We start from the raw sequence: 19,631 nt of genomic DNA on the forward strand, positions 1-19,631 counted from the left end.
ATCTTTTATCTTTTATCTTTTATCTTTTATCTTTTATCTTTTATCTTTTATCTTTTATCTTTTATATTTTATCTTTTATCTTTTATCCTTAATTCTTATATTTGCAATACCCAAAAAGGAAATGGTGTTCTTCCTTCCCCAACCGCTTTACAAAAGCTGATGACGCCTGATTGAGAGATTATTAACCAATAACTAATCAGGATTATTATGTCAAAAAATCAACGAACACTTAGTCAGAAAACAGTTTTTCATACTCAATTTTTCTTCAGAAAGTTTCCGGCAATTCCCTATATTTTTAAATGGCTGATCATCAGTATTATTATTGGAGCTTTAGTAGGAAGCGCTTCTGCAGGATTTTTACAATCGCTGGAATGGGCCACAAATTTCAGGGAAAGTCATCTATGGCTGATTGCCTTACTGCCGGTTGCCGGTTTTTTAATTGGATTGCTATATTATTACTGGGGAAAGGATATTGAAGCGGGAAATAACCTTTTGATTGACAATATTCATGATCCGAAAGGGATTATTCCGTTCAAAATGGCTCCTTTTGTATATTTAGGGACCATTGTCACCCATTTTTTTGGAGGTTCGGCAGGTCGTGAAGGAACAGCACTTCAGATGGCCGCTGCTATTTCAGATCAGCTTACTCAGCCTTTTAAGCTCGACAAAAATGAAAGGAGAATATTAATTATTTCTGCTATTGCCGCAGGATTTGGATCTGTTTTCGGAACACCATTAGCTGGAGCAGTGTTCGGACTTGAAGTCTTCCTGATTGGAAGAATACGCTACAATGCCATATTCCCGGCTTTTGCATCAGCAATACTTGCCGATTGGGCTACTAATCTCTGGAATGTAAAACATACTCATTATCATATTGATTTTATTCCCAAACTGGAGTTTTTACCAATCCTGTACAGCATTTTAGCCGGAATTCTTTTTGGAATCTGTGCAGCGGCTTTCAGTAAAATCATTTATTGGGCTGGTTCTGTCTTTAAATCAAAGATTAAATACCCGCCACTTCGCCCTGTTATTGGAGGAACGATTATTGCCCTGGCTGTTCTGCTCATGGGTACAACACGATATATTGGCCTTGGCGTTCCGGTTATTGTAGAATCTTTTGAAAAGCAGCTTCCTTTGTATGATTTTGCTTTAAAAATGGCTTTTACCATTATTACTCTTTCAGCAGGATTCAAAGGGGGTGAGGTTACTCCGCTGTTTTTTATCGGAGCTACACTGGGAAGTGCATTATCACTGTTTATTCCATTACCTTTTGGGTTATTGGCAGGAATGGGATTTGTTGCTGTATTTGCCGGAGCTACCAATACACCATTGGCCTGTATTCTGATGGGAATTGAATTATTCGGAGCCGAATGTGGTGTTTATGTTGCTATTGCCTGTGTTGTTTCCTATCTTCTTTCAGGACACAGCAGTATTTACAGTAAACAAAAGATTGGAGAGGCTAAAAACAAGAGGTATGAAAACCAGCAGGAAAGATCTGTTTCGGACTTTCTTTAATCCTTCTTACTCGTATTACAACAATCCTCAGCACACATTCACCAGAAATACAACTATAAATTCATATTTTTGCAATATGTTCGATTACAGGTTAAAGGTTTTCCATACGGTAGCTTCCAGGTTAAGTTTTACCAAGGCTTCTGAGGAGCTTCACATTTCGCAGCCCGCAGTTACCAAACACATCAAAGAAATTGAAGTGCAGCTGAGCACTAAGTTATTTGACAGAAAAGGAACTTCCATACAGCTTACACAAAGCGGTAAAATCCTGTTTGAATATGCTGAAAAGATCAGAAACATCTACCGTGACCTGGAATTTGAAATCAGCCAGATTAATCAGCAGCATAAAGGAAAACTTATTATTGGAGCCAGCACCACTGTTGCTCAATATATCCTTCCGGAAATCCTTGCAAAGTTCAATGCTTATTATAAAGACATTAAGATAGAACTGCTTACAGGAAATACAGAAGCTATTTCTGCACTTTTAAAAGAAGAAAAGATTGACCTGGGTATTATTGAAGGGGAATCTCAGTCTTCTTATTTTGATTACAGGACATTTAAAGCGGATGAAATTGTCTTGACTGCTAAGACAGATCACCCGTTGGCTCATAGAACCATCAACGTTAAAGACCTATATCAGCTTAATCTTATTTTCCGTGAACAAGGCTCAGGAACTCTTGAATTTATTCAAAACCGGTTAAAAGAAAAGGATGTCAATATTAATGAGCTTAATACCGTTATCCAGCTGGGAAGCAGTGAAAGCATCAAAAATTACCTTCTCCATTCGGATTGTATGGCCTTTCTTTCTATCAGCACCATTTTGAATGAACTGAAAAATAATGTCCTCACCGTCATTGATATTAAAAATTTCAGTATTGAAAGAGATTTTCATTTTATTCTTCCAAAAGGGGAACAGTCTGAACTGATAGAGTTGTTTTTAAGATTTGCAGAGTAACATGCAATAAGCAATAAGCAATAAGCAATAAGCAATAAGCAAAGGTATAACTTATAGTTATCCAATATAACAAAATACAATTTATTTCATAATAACATATTGTCGAATTTTGAACCTGATTTTAAAAGTTCACAATATGAAAGATTTCATTCAAAATGAAAGAACACGAAAGGCAATTTTTATTGGACTGGCAGTTGTATGCCTTACCCCATTTATTTCTTCTCCCATTGCCCTGACGTTAGGTTTTGCTTTGGCAGTTTTTATGGGAAATCCATTTGAAAAATATTTACATCAATATATTCATCTGCTATTGCAGATCTCAATTGTTGGGTTAGGCTTCGGATTAAAACTGGATGAAGCGCTTCATGCCGGAAAAACAGGATTGATGTTAACGGTTGTAAGTATTATTAGTGTAATGGTTCTGGGATATTTTCTAGGGAAAATCTTTAAACTCGAAAGACCATTATCATATCTTCTTTCTGCCGGCACAGCTATTTGTGGAGGCAGTGCCATTGCCGCAGTTTCACCCATTATCAAACCCAGTACAAAGCAGATTTCTTTAGCACTGGCTATTGTTTTCACTTTAAACTCTATTGCTTTGTTTATTTATCCGGCTATCGGTCATCTTTTAAACCTTTCCCAGGAGCAGTTTGGATTATGGTGTGCGGTTGGCATTCATGACACAAGCTCAGTTGTTGGTGCTGCAAGTAAATATGGCAATGAAGCTTTAAAAATAGCAACTACGGTTAAATTAGCCCGTGCTTTATGGATTATTCCGGTTTCCCTGATTACGATGTTCATTTTTAAAAGTAAAGATTCAAAAATTAAAATCCCGTGGTTTATTGGTTACTTCATTCTGGCCATTCTGCTGAACACTTACTTTCCTTTCATGGATCAATTTAGCCCAGCGATTACCTCTTTTGCCAAATCAGGGCTTAATCTGACGTTATTCTTTATTGGATCTACCCTTTCTATCCAGACTTTAAAAACGATAGGTTTTAAGCCTCTGCTTACCGCTGTACTACTTTGGGTAACCATCAGCATCGGGAGCTTACTCTATATTATTCACTAAAAGCAGCAGCACCCTTCTGAAACCAGTAGGGTGCTGCCTATTAAATGTGGAAATGTTTATTTCATAATTCAATAACGTCTTATACTTGTCCACAGTTATAAACCTGTGGGCAGCCCATGTATATGGAGCAATAATCCGGACCTGTAACAGCTCCTGAGCAACTGCATCCGCAAAGAGATAAATCCGGCTTACCGCTTATTCCCCCTGTAATACTTTTAAGATCTTGTTTTTTTAGCTTTTTAGCATTTTTAATAATGTTCATGTGATTTGTTTTTGGATTAAACAATATAGTTTTAGTTACTTTCCAAAGTTAAACAAATATTAATTACCTGCAACAAAATTATCTTTAAATTTCAATAATTTATTGATTTAAATACGATTATGATACCACAAAATAAGACAAAACTATTTTCATTTTTTAAACAGTTTAAAATTACTCTGTAAATTCAAGGTCTTTATTATGCGTTTCTGAAATCGTTAATGAAGAATAAAACGCCAATCCAAATACGACTACTCCTACAATAGCGGCACTTTCTATCACTGAAAAGTTACCTTTAAGGGAATCAAAAGCAAGGATCATCACAGGGACTAACCCTCTTACCATATTCGGAACAGTAGTGGTTGCTGTATTCCTGATATTGGTACCGAACTGCTCTGCTGCCAGGGTCACAAACATCGCCCAATATCCTGTACCAAAGCCCAGCCATATGCAGAATAAGTAATATTTTGTCTCCGTATTGGTATTTCCGAACAACATGATTCCTACCCCAACCAAGGTGAAGAGCAGCATATAGAAAATCGCCATTTTACGTGATTTCAAAGCATGGGAAATAAAGCCACTCATCAGATCTCCTACAGAAATCCCTACATAAGCCCACATAATGGCTTTTCCGGGACTGATATCCTTAATTCCAAATTCAGGAGCAAATTGGTTGGCTAAAACCGCAAGAATCCCTATACAATACCAGGTAGGTAATCCCACTGCAATACATTTCAGGTAACGGATCAACCTGTCTTTGTTGGTGAAAAAAGAAAGAAAATTCCCTTTGGAAACGTTTTTATGTTCAATATTTTTATAGATTCCGGATTCTGAAACACTTATTCTCAGCAGTAATAAAAGGATTCCCATTATTCCGCCAATGATATAGGAAATATTCCACCCTCCTGCTAATTCTACGGTTAACTGAGCTACAACAGCTCCCATTAATCCAAAACCGGCTACTACCGAGGTACCGATGGCTCTTAAATTCTTCGGCAGGCTCTCAGAAACCAGTGTAATTCCCGCTCCAAGCTCTCCGGCCAACCCAACCCCTGCAATAAACCTTAAAGCAGCATATTGATACACTAAATGCTCTTTGGGGAAATAGGGTAAAAATCCACAGACAATATTCGCCAGAGAGTATACCAGAATAGAACCGAAGAGTACGGAAAGTCTTCCTTTTTTATCTCCGAAAATTCCCCAGAATACACCGCCAAGAAGAAGCCCTACCATCTGACAGTTCAGAATAAAGGTTCCGTCGGCATCCGGATTAAGCCCCAATGCCTTTAAACTGGGAATCCTTACAATTCCAAACAGAAGAAGGTCATAGATGTCTACGAAATAGCCCAGGGCTGAAATAATAACAGGAATAGAGAAAATGTACTTCAGTTTTGAAGACAGTGATAGTTCTTGCATTGTTAAGTTTTGATAAAAATAAAAAACCTTTCAATCTCTTGAAAGGTTTTTATAAAATATCTTGTTGCGATTATTATCTTGCAATATTTACCGCTCTTGTTTCTCTGATTACAGTTACTTTTACCTGTCCAGGATAAGTAAGTTCGTTCTGAATCTTTTCGGAGATATCGTAAGATAGCTGAGAGGCTACTTCATCATTTACTTTTCCACTCTCTACCATTACTCTCAATTCTCTACCTGCCTGGATTGCATAAGCGCTGGATACTCCGTCGAAGCTTAATGCTGCAGATTCAAGATCCTTCAGTCTCTGGATATAAGATTCCAATACCTGTCTTCTTGCTCCCGGTCTCGCTCCTGAGATGGCATCGGCAACCTGAATGATTGGAGATAACAGAGACTTCATTTCAATTTCGTCGTGGTGAGCACCAATAGCGTTTACTACTTCTGGATTTTCACCATATTTCTCAGCCCACTGCATTCCTAACAAAGCGTGTGGTAATTCTGATTCCTGCTCAGGAACTTTACCGATATCGTGTAAAAGACCTGCTCTCTTAGCCAGTTTAACATTTAATCCTAATTCAGCAGCCATTGTTGCAGCAATGTTAGCTACTTCTCTTGAGTGCTGTAATAGGTTTTGTCCGTAAGAAGAACGGTACTTCATTCTACCAACGATCTTGATTAATTCAGGGTGTAATCCGTGGATTCCTAAATCAATGATCGTTCTTTTTCCTACTTCAATAATCTCCTCTTCGATTTGTTTTCTTGTTTTCTCTACAACTTCTTCGATTCTTGCCGGGTGAATTCTACCATCGGTAACCAATCTGTGAAGTGATAGTCTAGCGATCTCTCTTCTTACCGGATCAAAGCATGAAAGAAGAATAGCTTCCGGAGTATCGTCAACGATGATCTCAACTCCTGTTACCGCTTCTAAAGCACGGATATTTCTACCTTCTCTACCAATGATTCTACCTTTTACCTCATCAGATTCAATGTTGAATACTGATACGGAGTTTTCGATAGCCTGTTCTGTTCCTATTCTCTGAATGGTTTGGATAACAATCTTTCTTGCTTCGTTCTTCGCATTCATCTGAGCTTCTTCCATGATGCTCTGAACGTGCGCCTGAGCTCTGGTTTTAGCTTCTGCTTTCATGGTTTCTACCAATTCTGCTTTAGCTTCTTCAGCGGTGTAGTTTGATATTTTTTCAAGAATTTCAACTTTTTTAGCTGTAGCCGTATCCAATTCGTGCTGCTTCTTCTCTAGAATTTCATTTTTCTTAGAATAATCAGCAATCTGTTTGTCTAAATCTTTTTCAAGCTTTCCAATCTTGCTAAGTTCATCATTAAGCTTATGCTCCTTGTCTTTCGTTCTTTTTTCAACTTCCTGCATTTTCTTTTCGCGGGACTGGATGTCAGCATCATGCTGTGATTTCAATTCAAGGAATTTTTCTTTGGCTTGAAGGTTCTTTTCTTTCTTTATGGATTCAGCCTGTACGTTAGCTTTTTCTATAAGGTTTTCGGCGTTTTTCTTTGCATCATCTATAATAAATTTTGCCTTAGTATTCAAAGAACTTCTGGAAAAAAACATTCCCACGGCAGCCCCGATTACTAAACATACAACACCGACTATAACTTCTATCATAATGTATATTGAGTTTTAATTGTATTCATATCCTTTATAAAATAAAATAGCCTACAATAATCCAGAGATTGAGAGTAAACTCCTAATCAACACGATTTGAACTGATTTCCACTGTCTGTAATCCGGAAGACCGGCACGCCATTCGATGGACATTTGTTCGGTAATTGTTTAGCGTTGAGTTTACCTTTAATGTGTTAGAATTATTGTAGGCAGCTTGTTCAGGAAAAAAAATCTATTTCCCGATTTCATTCAACGATTGATTAATCTGTTGTAATCTTTCGTTGGTTGAATTAATATTTTTCTCGTAGTTAAGAGAAACAACTTCTGCATTGGTTCCCAGTTTAAGGGCACACATGGCTAAAGCATCCTGTTTATCTCTTACATCGAAGTTCTGTTCAAAATCTTTAATCATATTCTCTATCTGCTTCCCTACCTTGCGCAATGTTTCTTCTTCTGCTGCCGGTACGTTCAGCGGATACACTCTTCCTGCAATGTTGATGGTTATTCTCCTTACCTCCATTATAATCCACTGTTTTGAAGCTGAGCAATACAGAAATCAATTTCTTTCACTAATCTGTTGATGTGGTTTTTCATTAACCTATTGTGTTCAGGATTTCCTGATATTGCTGAATAAAGTTTTATATTTTTTTGCTCTTCTGCTAATACCTGATTTCTTCTTCTTTCCTCATCATATTTCACCTTCAGCTCTTCATGCTCACTAGTCAATTCTGATAACTTTTCAGTAAGATTTCTGTAATTCTTTTGCAGAGCCAAAATTTTTCTCTCTAATTCTGAAAAATTGTTTTCTAAATCTTGAAGCATTTCAGGTTTGTATATTCTAACTAGTAGCAAAAATAAAAAAATATTAACACTAACAAAAATAAATAGTCCTATATTTTGATCTCCCTACAAAAAAGGAGATGCAAAAGCATCTCCTGGGTATTTTAATATGATAATTTCTTATTCAAATTTCAGTACAAACATTACAGCTCTTGTCTGTAATGTAGAGATTGCAGAAGCCCAATAAGGTGGCGTAGTAGCATTATCTGCCACTTTCTCATTATTCATGAAGAATGTACCTCTGATAGCAGGAGTCAGTTTAAATTTGTTGAAATAAAACTGGATTCCCATTTCTGCAGACCACGCAAAATTGTGGGTAGTAGTCCTGAAGATCTGCTGCATATTGTCATCCGTAGAACTTGAATTAGACTGTAGGTTTACTACATAGTTTACTCCAGCTGCAACATATGGTCTTGAGTTATACCATCTTCTTCCGTGAAGCTCTAAAAGTACCGGAATGTCAACCAATGTAGATTTAATATCCCTTACTTTATCTTTTTCCTGTAAAGGGATTGGCGTAAAAGGAGGATTTGTTACAGATCCGCCTGCGTACGCATCATTGGATTGAGTATTAAAAGTCAGCTGTCTTTGTGCAAACTGCAACCCCGGCTCTACTCTTACATCCAGATAATCATTCAGTCTCCATTTGGCAATAAGCCCTGCACCGAAGCTATAACTTTCTTTAGTGCTGGTTACAAGATTCTGATTATCTTTCATCCCATAGGTTGGATGGAGTACGATTCGGTAGTCCAGTTTATTCCCGTTCAAATAAAAACCCCAACTGAATTTCTGCTCGTCGAAATCTTCCAACTTATCCATTCTGTTTCGGGTTCTAAATTGCGCGTTTGCAAAAACGGCAACATTTACTGAGGTCAAAACCAGTGCTTTTAATAGAAATTTATTCATAGGTTACTTTGTTGCTTTATAAATTGTGGCTATACCTAAACTTAGTTTTTTATATTCAACTTTCTTAAATCCCGTATCTAAAAGAATTTGCTTCATCTTCTCCCCGAAAGGAAAAGCATTTACAGAATCCGGAAGGTATGTATACGCCCTATTATCTTTGGAAACCAGCCTACCTATTGCAGGTAATATATTTTTGAAATAAAACATATACAATGGTCCCATAAAACCCTCAACCTTTGAAAACTCCAGTATATAAACACTCTTGTTATCTTTAACTACTCTTCTTAACTCTGCCAAACCTTTGGTAAGGTTCTCAAAATTCCTTACTCCAAATGCAACGGAAACAGCATCAAATCTATTGTCCTCGAAGGGTAAATTTTCTGCATCTCCTTTTTGCATGGAAATTTTGCCGTCTAATTTAAGTTTTTTTATTTTAATAACGCCAACATTGAGCATTTGTTGTGATAAATCTAAACCAACTACTTTTGAACCGGTTCCTTTTTCAATCGTAATTGCGAGATCTCCCGTTCCTGTAGCCACATCCAGCACTTCCTGCGGGTTATCATTTTTCATCCATTTTACCAATTTATTTCTCCATAAAACATCAATTTTCATGGATAAAACATGGTTCAAAAGGTCATACTTCGGCGCAATATTGTCGAACATATCCTCTACCTGGCTCTTCTTAGTAGCCTCAGAATTGTAGGGAGTAACTTTAGTGATATCTTTTGTCAAAACTTAAAACTTGTAATATTCTTTATAATAATTTAGGTAATCCTGCTTTCTGAAGATTTTTGATCTTGATTCCACTTTCTGGATATTCTTGATCACTTTGTCATAGTCTTCATCTACATTGTAGTAAAAATCTTCTGTGTAAAGCTTATTGAAGCGCTTTGCTCCTCCGTAGTAATCCTTTCCGTCAATAACGGTTTTATCAAGAGCCGTCAATAACGAATCTTTTTTAAGGTTATACCCGTAATACTGGTCATTCACGTAGTAATCCTGATGCGCAATATTAAGCAGACCACGAAGCTTGTTTACTTCAAATGCCGAATCATAAAGCATTTTTTTATTCTGATCGAAAACCTGAATAGAGTTTTTTCCTTTATTCAAATCCACATGCACATACTGCCCCGCCGATATAATTCCTTCAGAACCGTTATTGATTTTAAAGTAATACGTGTTAGGGGTAGGATTATCTACAACATAATAATTCTTCTTGGCTAAAAAAAGGAAGTAGATCCCAAAGGCAACGATAAACGCCACACCTGCAATAAGTAAGCCTTTTAAGGATGGGTTGTTTTTCATAGATTGTAAAGTACAATTTTTGCAAATTTAATAATATTTTTAATTCTCCGTTATTAATATTAATTATTAACTTTGCATCTTTAAAAAAATCATATAAACGAATGCCGAATACGATCATTATTGGCTCTGGATGTTATATTCCGAACAGAGTTATTGGTAGAGATTACTTCATGAATTCCGAGTTCTATACTGAAGACGGAGTAAAGATTGAAAAGCCTGTGGAAGAGACCATTGCGAAGTTTGTAGAAATTACAGAAATCGAAAACAGGAGGTTTATTGAGGATGATCTTTCCAATTCACAGATCGGTTATGAAGCCGCAAAAATTGCCCTTGAAGACGCAAAAGTAGACGGCGAAGAACTGGATTATATTATTTACGCAAGCAATTTCGGGGAAGTTACGGAGAACGGATATGCGGACTTTATGCCCACAATGGCAGCAAGGGTTAAAAATAAACTGGGAATTAAAAACAGGAAATGTGTTACCTATGACATGATCTTCGGTTGCCCGGGATGGGTAGAAGGTATGATTTTAGCAGACAATCTGATTAAAGCTAAAGTTGCTAAAACTATTCTTGTTATCGGAGCTGAAACTTTAAGCCGTGTAACTGATCCGCATGACAGAAACAGAATGATCTTTGCCGATGGTGCCGGAGCTGTGGTAGTGAAATCAACTGACGAAGAAAATGTAGGGATTATTGCCCATAATACGATCTGCGACAATGGACCTGAGTTAAATTATCTTGAGAACCAACCTTCCATCAACAAAGAAGTGGATCAAAAACGTCTTTACGTAAGAATGTTAGGAAGAAAAATCTATGAATATGCTCTTAAAAACGTTCCTGTAGCAATCAAAGATACGATTACTGATGCGGGACTTTCTATTGAAGACATCGATAAAATCCTTATCCACCAGGCTAATGCTAAAATGGATTACGCTATGATTGAAAGACTTCACAGATTGTATGATGTGAAAGAATACGATCATGCTATCTCTCCTATGACAATCCAAAACCTTGGGAACACGTCTGTTGCAACCATTCCTACTATGTATGATTTAATAATTAAAGGAAAAATGGAGGGTCAATCGTTTAAAGAGAATGGTAACATTGTAATGACTTCGGTAGGTGCCGGAATGAACATCAATGCTATCGTTTACAGATTTCCTTAAGAATAATTTTAATTAAAATATATAAAGCACAAAGGAAATCTTCTTTTGTGCTTTTTTTGAATCAGAATATGCCAAAGAATCTATTAATCACCGCCGGAATCTTCCTTTTTTTGGAAATTTACATCTACCAGGCCATCAGAACCCTTACAGACAACTTCTGGATAAGAATGGGATATTGGATTATATCTTTAATTGTATATGCCATTTTCGCTTATGAAGTTACCCACTACCAAAGAACAGACAGAAGCATGCTGAGAGCTCAGATTATGATTTCAGTATTTCTAATATTCATCCTGCCTAAAGTTTTCATCGTTTTATTCTTATTGATTGACGATATCGTAAGAACCGGAGGCTATTTAATAGGCTTTGCAAAACCGTCTGAAAATTTCTTTCCGGAAAGAAGAAAATTCCTGAGCCTTGTAGGATTAGGTATGAGCGGAGTGCTTTCTGCCCTGTTCATTGACGGAATTACATTCGGAAAATACCGCCACAAAGTAAGAAGAGTAAAAGTTAAACTCCCTGATCTTCCAAAAAGTTTTAAAGGATACAAAATCATCCAGATCTCCGATGTTCACAGTGGAAGTTTCTCTGATCCCAGCAAACTGCAACATGCTGTTGATCTGATCAACGAGCAAAAACCTGACCTTGTTTTATTCACCGGAGACATGGTTAACAATGTAGCAGATGAATTCAAACCATTTATCCCTTTGTTTTCACAAATCAAAGCCAAAGATGGCAAGCTTTCAGTACTGGGAAACCATGATTACGCTGATTACGTAACCTGGGATTCTGCTGAAGCGAAGAAAAAGAACCTCAATACCCTGATTGATTATGAAAAACAGGCAGGATTTGACCTATTAAGAAACGAACACAGGATCATTGAAAAAAAAGGAGAGAAACTATACATTCTTGGGGTTGAAAACTGGGGATTAAAACCATTTCCTCAATTCGGAAAAATAGATGACGCTTTAAAAGGTGTCCCAGAATCCGCAACAAAGATCTTAATGAGCCATGACCCTACCCACTTTGATCATGTGGTAAAAAAACACCCAGGAAACATTCATTTAACTCTTTCAGGACACACTCACGGAATGCAGTTCGGATTAGATCTTAAAAATGTAAAATGGTCACCAGTACAATACAAATACCCAAAATGGGCTGACCTTTATGAAAGCGAAGGAAAATTACTGTATGTAAACAGAGGGTTTGGAGTATTGGGATATCCAGGAAGAGTTGGAGTATTACCGGAAATTACACTTTTTGAACTAAGCTAATTTAAAGGTTAAGGTTAGAAGTTAGGAAATTGAATATTGTAACAAATAACATCCGTGTAGCCTAATATCTGCAACCTAAAAAATATAATCTTTCATACGGGAAGTGGCCATATCTTTCTCGTTAAGAAAAGTAAGGAGGGCATCTAATTTGTCCTCCATTTTTTTGCCCGAAAATAAGTTTCGGTAAAAAGGAATATCAAAACGATATTTTTTAAAATCGGTAAACTGCCATGCATTAAGATAGATCAGAACAAATTCTTCATTCTGTAATGTTTCCAGCACCATATTCTGGTAATACTTCATCGGCAGTATCTGAAATACAAAATCATTATAAGGCAACTGACTGTAAGGAGAGATGCTTTCCGGAACAATACTCAGCCCATCCTCTTCTGTAATTTCCGTATCTCTTTTCAAACGCTTGAATGGAAAAAGGATATTGGCATTATCTATATTGGAAACATAATTAAACTCCAGAAGCTTCAGATTTTCCTGCGGAATTTTTATATCCTTCTGACGAATTCCCCTGATCTGTTTCTCCAAAAGATCCTGAATATTTTTCTTGGCATTTTCAATTTCTTCCAGATTTGAGTCCCGATTATAAAAAGCAATTTCATGCCCTTTGGATGAAATTGCTTTTATAAGATTCTGCAGTTTTTCAGTAATAGAAACCTCTATAAAAAAACTTGCTTTTGTATCATGAATATCTAAAATTCTAAGAATCGCTTTTGTATTCTCTTCAGTAATTTTCAACCTTTCATCACGGGTGATCTGAGAACCTTTTTTGGCTTCAGCTTCAATATTTGCAATGTTAAAAGTCAACAATACCATTTAAATTAAATTTTAGATAAAAGTTATAATAAATTAAAAATCAGATGTTAAAACAATACTTAATTAAAGTATTACTTTACATTATTAATTCTTAGCTAATTTTACTTTAAGATTCTTAATCATGTCTTTCGTCATTTCAGAAATTCCGAAATCATAAGTCAGTCCCCAATCTTTTTTAGCTACAGAATCGTCAATAGAAGCTGGCCAGGAATCAGCAATAGCTTGTCTGAAATCCGGGTTATAATCAATGCTGAAATCCGGGATCTCTTTCTTGATTTCTTCTGCCAATTCTTTTGGAGTAAATGACATTCCTCCTAAATTATAAGATGAACGTACAGTTAAACTTTCCTTCGGAGCATCCATTAATTTCAGTGTGGCATTGATGGCATCATCCATATACAACATCGGCATTCCTGTATTCTCGGAAATGAAGCTTGTATACTTTCCATCTTCAATAGCTTTGTAGAAAATTTCAACAGCATAATCAGTTGTTCCGCCACCTGCTGGAGTCTTCCATGAAATCAATCCAGGATATCTGATACTTCTTACATCCACTCCATGTTTATCGAAATAGTATTCACACCACTTCTCCCCTGCCATCTTAGAGATTCCATAAACGGTTGTTGGATTCAGCACTACATCCTGTCCCACATCATGCTTTGGAATTCCTTTTCCAAACACCGCGATAGAACTTGGCCAGAAGATCTTTTTAAGAAGCCCTTCTTTCGCCATTTCGCAAAAATGAAGAAGAGGTTCAAGATTCAATTTCCATGCAAAAATCGGCTGCTTTTCCGAAGTTCCGGATAAAAGCGATGCAAGGTGATACACTGTAGTGATGTCATAATCTTTAATGACCTGTCTCACTAATTGAGTATTGGTAACATCCATTCTCTCATAGTGCCCTGCAGAGGTAATTCCCTCTTGCCATCTGTCAAGACCGGAAGCAACAACATTTTCCGCTCCGTGAATTTCAACAAGTCTGTTTGTAAGTTCGGTACCAATTTGTCCCAAGGCACCTGTAATCAGTATTCTTTCCGTATAGGATTCCATTTTTCAGATTTTTTTAGAATTGTACAAAAGTAAAAAAAACATGTCAACCATAATAATAAAGGTGTATTTAAATATTTTCCCCAATTGCCATGAAAATTATTTAATCTGAATTCTGATAAAAATAGGAAGTCTTAAGCTGAAAGAAGGGAGTTACTAAAGTTTTATATAAGTTATAAGACCATTAGAAACTCCCAGCTTCCCTCTTCCAGTTTCCTGCCTACCCTGTCTACTTTCCTCTCTTCAAACTCAACTTATTGATCTAATTTCCATATTTTTGTTATAAGAAAAACAATCATTATGAAGAAGATCTTAATTGCTTCGGTTATATTAGCCAGCCAGCTTAGCTGGGCCCAGTTTACAGATATCAATATAGTAAAAGAGGTAAAGGTTAAGAATAAAGGTGTTGTGGTATCTGCACATCCACTGGCCAGTGAAGCAGGAGCAAAAATCCTGAGAATGGGCGGAAATGCCTATGATGCCATTACAGCTACCCAATATGCATTAGCAGTAGTGTATCCACAGGCAGGAAATATTGGTGGTGGCGGATTTCTGGTGGGTGTAAAAAATAATGGTGAAAAATTCACATTAGACTACAGGGAAACAGCTCCTAAAAAGGCTTCCAGAGACATGTACCTTGATAAAAACGGAAAAGCCAACACAGACCTATCTCAAAACGGACGTCTGGCAGTAGGTATTCCAGGAAGTGTTGCAGGTTTCTTTGCTACCCTTAAATACTGTAAACTTTCAATGGAGAAAATCATTCAGCCTGCTATTGATCTGGCAGAACAGGGATTTGCCATTACTGAACAGGAAGCTGAGATGCTTAACAATAATAGAGAACATTTTAAGAAACACAATACATCGTCCATCGTCTTTGTAAAAGATATCCCATGGAAAGCTGGAGACCTTTTGGTACAGAAAGACCTGGCAGAAACTTTAAAACTGATTCAAAAATTAGGAGCAAAAGGTTTCTATGAAGGTAAAACAGCAGATCTCCTGATTGCTGAAATGAAAAGAGGAAACGGAATCATTACCCTTGAAGACCTTAAAAACTATAAGGTTGCAGAAAGAAAGGCCCTGGAATTTGAATATAAAGGAAACAATGTAGTTTCAATGCCTTTGCCTTCCAGCGGCGGACTGCTTCTGGCTCAGATGCTGAGAATGGCCAGCTTTGAAAACCTTGAAAAATACCAGCAAAACTCATCACAGGCTGTCCAGATTATGACAGAAGCAGAAAGAAGGGCTTTTGCAGACAGAGCAGAATATATGGGTGATCCGGATTTTATTCAGGATAAAACATCGTATCTGATTTCCGACGAATATTTAAAAGGCAGATGGAAGAGCTTCAGCTTTGATAAGGCTACTCCAAGTTCGGAAGTTGGAAAAATCATAGAACAACCTAAAGAATCCACTCAAACCACTCATATTTCCGTACTTGATAAGGATGGAAATGCGGCCTCTGTAACCACTACTCTGAACGGATATTACGGAAGCAAGGTTCTGGTTTCCGGAGCTGGTTTCTTTTTAAACAATGAAATGGATGATTTCTCTATTAAACCAGGCGTTCCAAACATGTTTGGAGCGGTAGGCGGAGAAGCAAACTCTATTCAGCCGAATAAAAGAATGCTTTCCTCCATGACTCCTACTATTCTGCTTAAAAACGGAAAACCTTATATGGTAGTGGGAACTCCGGGGGGAACTACAATCCCGACTTCCGTTTATCAATCTATTGTAAACGTAGTTGATTTTAAACAAAATGCCAATATTGCTGTTAATGCTCCGAAATTTCACCATCAATGGCTTCCTGAAACCATAAAAGTGGAAAATAATTTCCCGGAAAGCACTATTGCTGAGTTAAAAAAGAAAAATTACACCTTTGAAAAGGTAAAACAGATTGGTAAAACAGAAGTGATTGTCCTTGATGAAAATGGAAATATCCATGCTGTTGCAGATGGACGTGGAGACGACTCTGTAGCAGTGGAATAAGATTTACTTTATCAATAATATAGCTTCGGCTTCATTCAAAGAATGAAGCCGAAGTTTTTTATACCCTTAAATAAGAAACCAACAGATTAATTTCTATGACTTTTATCAGTTTTTCAGACGAAATTTCTTAATTTTCGCCCTTAAAAAAACAAAACGACTGTTCATTGAAAGCAAAAAAAATATACAATCAGCTTTATTTCCAGGTTATCATAGCTATAACTGCCGGCATTATTCTCGGAAACTTTTATCCTGAACTGGGAGAAAAAATGAAACCTTTGGGAGATGGGTTCATCAAATTGGTAAAAATGATCATTGCTCCCGTCATCTTTATTACCCTTACTCTGGGAATTGCCCATATGACTGACCTTAAGAAAGTGGGAAGAATAGCCATAAAAGCTATGATCTATTTCTTCACCTTTTCTACTTTGGCTCTTATCATTGGCCTTGTAGTTGGAAATCTCTTACAGCCTGGACATGGTTTGAATATCAATCCCACCACCCTTTCAGGAAATGTATCTGAATACCAGGAAAAAGCTCATGAATCTACCCTTACAGGATTCATTATGAATATTATTCCTGAAACCCTTTTTAGTCCTTTGGTAGGCGAAAATATCCTTCAGGTGCTTCTTGTTGCCATTTTAACGGGCGTTGCATTGGTTTTAACCAAGGAAAAAAGTCAGAAAGTAACTGATTTTCTCCAGGACCTCTCTGCTCCGATATTCAAAATTGTTCATATCCTGATGAAACTTGCACCCGTTGGTGCTTTTGGTGCGATGGCCTTTACCATAGGAAAATACGGACTTCATTCTGTTTTGAATCTCATATTTCTGGTAGCTACATTTTATATCACCTCTTTCTTGTTTGTCGTTTTGGTTTTAGGTGCTGTGGCATGGTATAATGGATTCAATATTTTTAAGCTGTTATTTTATCTTAAAGAAGAACTTCTTTTAGTCTTGGGAACAAGTTCTTCTGAGTCTGCTCTTCCGGGAATCATGGAGAAAATGGAAAAAGCGGGCTGCTCCAGAACAATTGTAGGCCTTGTAGTTCCTACAGGCTATTCTTTCAATCTTGACGGAACCAATATCTATATGACACTTGCCTCTCTATTTATAGCCCAGGCTCTTAACATTCATCTTTCTATTGAAAAACAATTGATACTTCTTTTGGTTGCTATGTTAAGTTCAAAAGGTGCAGCGGGTGTTACTGGTGCCGGTTTTGTAACATTGGCAGCAACTTTAGCTGTGGTTCCGGAAATTCCGATTGCGGGAATGACTTTAATTCTTGGGATTGACAAATTTATGAGCGAATGCCGTGCATTAACAAATGTTATCGGGAATTCCGTAGCAACTGTAGTCGTTGCTAATTGGGAGAAACAACTGGATAAAAAGCAGCTGCAATATTGTCTGGATAATCCTTATGAAATTGAAAAAGAACTGGAAAATGATTTTCAGATAAAAAGATAAGAGGCCAGAGACTGCAGCAATGCCAATAGTCAATTTTGCTCCATAAGTTAAATAATGAAGGATAAAGTATTTAATTTACATCCTATAACTTTAAATTAAAATATTCAAACTAGCAGGCTGTACTTTCACATGAACCGGTGATTCTATCTTATTGAACTCACCATCAAGATGCCAGTTTTTGGTATTTACTTTAAATGAGATTTCTGAAACAGGAAGATATGTTACATACTCATCATCCTTCAGCCTTTTGGTAAACATTCTGAAAGCAAACAATGCAGAATAGGTAAGAGGAAATTTTTTAACCAACACCATATCAACCAATCCATCACTTTTACTGGCTTTGGGTGCGATATAGGCATTATTCCCGAACTGACGCGTATTAGCAATATTCAGCATCAGGTATCTGCCGTTGTACTGTTTATATTCTTCATCAAAAAAGGTAACCTTGATGGGTTTATAGTTGAAGAAAGTTTTTAATGAGACTTTAATGTAATTTTTGAAACCACGGTTTGTTTTTTCAAACTCTTTTACCACTTTACCGTCAAATCCTGTTCCTGAAACGTTGATGGAAAGCCTGTCATTGACCGTAAAAGTATCTATTTTTCTGGATTGTTTAGCCTTTATTTTCTCTAAAAGTTCGTCCAGATTTTTATTGAAACGGGTTTCATTGGAGAATCCGTTTCCTGAACCTGCGGGGAAGATTGCGAGAATCTTATCCGTGGAAATTAGGTTTTTGGCTACGGTGGAAATCGTCCCATCCCCTCCAATAGCCACAAAAATATCTACTTCATCAAAATGTGTTTTGATAAATTCATCTGTTCCGGGAATAGATTCGGAAACATAATACAAAGGATTACCGACCTTATTTTTAAGTTCATTCAGAAACGGCTGATAATTCTTTTTGGCCGAAAAAGGATTGATGATAAAAGCTACTTTTTCCATTACCGCAAAAATAGAAAATGCTTCCTGAACCCGGAAGCATTAAGTTATTTAATTTTCATTCTTTCTTTAAATTCTGCATTTAATGTGCCTTTCAGTTCTTCCCATGAAATAGGAATCGTGATATCACCAGCCGCAAATGCCGCAATTTCATACGGACTGTAGTGGAAATACAGATTTTTATCATCAAAATAGAAGTTATTTGAAGCCGGAATCTTTTCTACCAGCAGCATTTCAGAGTTTTTCACACTTCCGTCTCCATCCATCGTACCGCTGTTGATATTGTCTATATTTTTCATCAGCATCGCCTCAAGTTTACTTTTTGGAGTGGAAGTAATATCTTTTAACTCTAGTTTCTTATTGTTTTTAAGATCAAAAATTCTTTCCGAAAAGCCATAGTTGTCATGCGCACCACCTTCATAACCACTTCCTGTGTACTGAATATGCATATAGCCATTACTATTAGATATAAGATTCATATGGGAACTTGAGTACCAATCCTGGGCATAGGTTATATCTGAAGCCCAATCCTTACTGTCTTTTTTTACAGAATTAAAGTAATTATTTTTTTCATTCTCCAAATAAGCCTGCAGGCCAGTCTTGGAAAAATCTTTTATCTTATCATTCTGAAAATAGATACTGTCTAACAGTTTTTTATCTTTTATCGTAGGAAATACCAATAATTTAGAAGTATAAGCAACTTTTAAAGAATCAGTAATTTTTGTAGAATCTTTTACTATTACTGAATCTACTACAAATTCTTCGGATTTTTTATTTTCTGTTTTCTCCGTTGATGTTGCCACTGTTTCATTTTTCTTACAGGCAGTAAAAACAAAGAATGAAGAAAGTGCAAGAATGGCTATCGTATTTTTCATAATTTAATTTTTGGTATTCAATACAAAAACCATTCAAAAGATGAATGGTTTTAAAAATTTATTCAAAAAAGTTAAAATTAAGGTTACAAACAACCCATAATTATTTCTTTACTAAACTGACAACCTGATTTTCTTGTTTA

Annotated in this window: 19 protein-coding genes and 1 riboswitch; of the genes, 7 read left to right on the forward strand and 12 right to left on the reverse strand. The window is 36.6% G+C overall.

Going from position 1 to position 19,631, the window contains the following annotated elements:
- Window positions 1-108 precede the first annotated feature (108 nt).
- Window positions 109-176, forward strand: a riboswitch (Fluoride riboswitch).
- Window positions 177-207: 31 nt separating this feature from the next.
- The 3 genes from BBH99_RS18175 to BBH99_RS18185 all read left to right on the forward strand — a co-directional run bounded on the left by BBH99_RS18175 (window position 208) and on the right by BBH99_RS18185 (window position 3,539).
- Window positions 208-1,515 carry a voltage-gated chloride channel family protein gene (locus BBH99_RS18175; RefSeq protein WP_185111101.1) on the forward strand — a complete coding sequence of 436 codons (1,308 nt, stop codon included), beginning with the start codon at window positions 208-210 and terminating at the stop codon, window positions 1,513-1,515.
- Between the two features lie 76 nt (window positions 1,516-1,591).
- Entirely contained in the window at window positions 1,592-2,467 is an 876-nt protein-coding gene (locus BBH99_RS18180; RefSeq protein WP_066699062.1) for a LysR substrate-binding domain-containing protein, read from the forward strand.
- A 136-nt stretch (window positions 2,468-2,603) separates the two neighbouring features.
- On the forward strand, window positions 2,604-3,539 hold the full coding sequence (locus BBH99_RS18185) for a YeiH family protein (protein WP_066699064.1): 936 nt from the start codon (window positions 2,604-2,606) through the stop codon (window positions 3,537-3,539).
- Window positions 3,540-3,618: 79 nt separating this feature from the next.
- Here BBH99_RS18185 and BBH99_RS21955 read toward each other — a convergent pair whose 3' ends face one another.
- The 8 genes from BBH99_RS21955 to BBH99_RS18220 form a co-directional block, all read right to left on the reverse strand.
- A complete protein-coding gene (locus tag BBH99_RS21955) occupies window positions 3,619-3,801 on the reverse strand; it encodes a hypothetical protein (RefSeq protein ID WP_073300227.1) in 183 nt (60 codons plus the stop codon).
- A gap of 171 nt (window positions 3,802-3,972) precedes the next feature.
- Window positions 3,973-5,214: an MFS transporter gene (locus BBH99_RS18190; protein ID WP_066699067.1), complete on the reverse strand. Its 1,242-nt coding sequence runs from the start codon at window positions 5,212-5,214 to the stop codon at window positions 3,973-3,975.
- Window positions 5,215-5,287: 73 nt separating this feature from the next.
- Window positions 5,288-6,853, reverse strand: a complete 1,566-nt coding sequence (gene rny, locus BBH99_RS18195) for a ribonuclease Y (protein WP_066699071.1) — start codon at window positions 6,851-6,853, stop codon at window positions 5,288-5,290.
- Between the two features lie 232 nt (window positions 6,854-7,085).
- Entirely contained in the window at window positions 7,086-7,373 is a 288-nt protein-coding gene (locus BBH99_RS18200) for a cell division protein ZapA (protein ID WP_066699074.1), read from the reverse strand.
- On the reverse strand, window positions 7,373-7,675 hold the full coding sequence (locus tag BBH99_RS18205) for a hypothetical protein (RefSeq protein ID WP_066699077.1): 303 nt from the start codon (window positions 7,673-7,675) through the stop codon (window positions 7,373-7,375). The genes BBH99_RS18200 and BBH99_RS18205 overlap by 1 nt, the downstream gene beginning before the upstream one ends.
- A 138-nt stretch (window positions 7,676-7,813) precedes the next feature.
- Window positions 7,814-8,599, reverse strand: a complete 786-nt coding sequence (gene porT, locus BBH99_RS18210) for a type IX secretion/gliding motility protein PorT/SprT (RefSeq protein WP_066699080.1) — start codon at window positions 8,597-8,599, stop codon at window positions 7,814-7,816.
- Between the two features lie 3 nt (window positions 8,600-8,602).
- Window positions 8,603-9,334 (reverse strand): bifunctional demethylmenaquinone methyltransferase/2-methoxy-6-polyprenyl-1,4-benzoquinol methylase UbiE, encoded by a 732-nt coding sequence (ubiE, locus tag BBH99_RS18215; protein WP_066699084.1) that lies wholly within the window; start codon window positions 9,332-9,334, stop codon window positions 8,603-8,605.
- A 3-nt stretch (window positions 9,335-9,337) separates the two neighbouring features.
- Window positions 9,338-9,907: a hypothetical protein gene (locus tag BBH99_RS18220; RefSeq protein WP_066699085.1), complete on the reverse strand. Its 570-nt coding sequence runs from the start codon at window positions 9,905-9,907 to the stop codon at window positions 9,338-9,340.
- Between the two features lie 101 nt (window positions 9,908-10,008).
- Between BBH99_RS18220 and BBH99_RS18225 the strand changes: the two genes are divergently transcribed.
- The gene (locus BBH99_RS18225) at window positions 10,009-11,076 is read left to right on the forward strand and encodes a 3-oxoacyl-ACP synthase III family protein (RefSeq protein WP_066699091.1); all 1,068 of its coding nucleotides are present in this window, start codon (window positions 10,009-10,011) and stop codon (window positions 11,074-11,076) included.
- 68 nt (window positions 11,077-11,144) lie between these two features.
- Window positions 11,145-12,350 carry a metallophosphoesterase gene (locus tag BBH99_RS18230; protein ID WP_066699094.1) on the forward strand — a complete coding sequence of 402 codons (1,206 nt, stop codon included), beginning with the start codon at window positions 11,145-11,147 and terminating at the stop codon, window positions 12,348-12,350.
- 75 nt (window positions 12,351-12,425) lie between these two features.
- Here BBH99_RS18230 and BBH99_RS18235 read toward each other — a convergent pair whose 3' ends face one another.
- Both BBH99_RS18235 and BBH99_RS18240 read right to left on the reverse strand, forming a co-directional pair.
- A complete protein-coding gene (locus BBH99_RS18235; RefSeq protein WP_066699097.1) occupies window positions 12,426-13,178 on the reverse strand; it encodes a polysaccharide deacetylase family protein in 753 nt (250 codons plus the stop codon).
- 84 nt (window positions 13,179-13,262) lie between these two features.
- Window positions 13,263-14,228: an NAD-dependent epimerase/dehydratase family protein gene (locus tag BBH99_RS18240; RefSeq protein ID WP_066699099.1), complete on the reverse strand. Its 966-nt coding sequence runs from the start codon at window positions 14,226-14,228 to the stop codon at window positions 13,263-13,265.
- 297 nt (window positions 14,229-14,525) lie between these two features.
- On the opposite strand from BBH99_RS18240, the gene ggt reads away from it, so the two are divergent.
- Both ggt and BBH99_RS18250 read left to right on the forward strand, forming a co-directional pair.
- Window positions 14,526-16,214, forward strand: a complete 1,689-nt coding sequence (gene ggt, locus BBH99_RS18245) for a gamma-glutamyltransferase (protein ID WP_066699106.1) — start codon at window positions 14,526-14,528, stop codon at window positions 16,212-16,214.
- Window positions 16,215-16,378: 164 nt separating this feature from the next.
- Entirely contained in the window at window positions 16,379-17,677 is a 1,299-nt protein-coding gene (locus BBH99_RS18250; RefSeq protein ID WP_066699110.1) for a dicarboxylate/amino acid:cation symporter, read from the forward strand.
- A gap of 90 nt (window positions 17,678-17,767) precedes the next feature.
- Here the strand turns inward: BBH99_RS18250 and BBH99_RS18255 are convergent, their stop codons facing one another.
- Both BBH99_RS18255 and BBH99_RS18260 read right to left on the reverse strand, forming a co-directional pair.
- On the reverse strand, window positions 17,768-18,619 hold the full coding sequence (locus tag BBH99_RS18255) for a diacylglycerol/lipid kinase family protein (protein WP_066699113.1): 852 nt from the start codon (window positions 18,617-18,619) through the stop codon (window positions 17,768-17,770).
- A gap of 44 nt (window positions 18,620-18,663) precedes the next feature.
- The gene (locus BBH99_RS18260; RefSeq protein ID WP_066699116.1) at window positions 18,664-19,491 is read right to left on the reverse strand and encodes an RsiV family protein; all 828 of its coding nucleotides are present in this window, start codon (window positions 19,489-19,491) and stop codon (window positions 18,664-18,666) included.
- Window positions 19,492-19,631: the final 140 nt, after the last annotated feature.

The organism is Chryseobacterium contaminans (genome assembly GCF_001684955.1).
Taxonomy (GTDB): Bacteria; Bacteroidota; Bacteroidia; order Flavobacteriales; family Weeksellaceae; genus Chryseobacterium; species Chryseobacterium contaminans.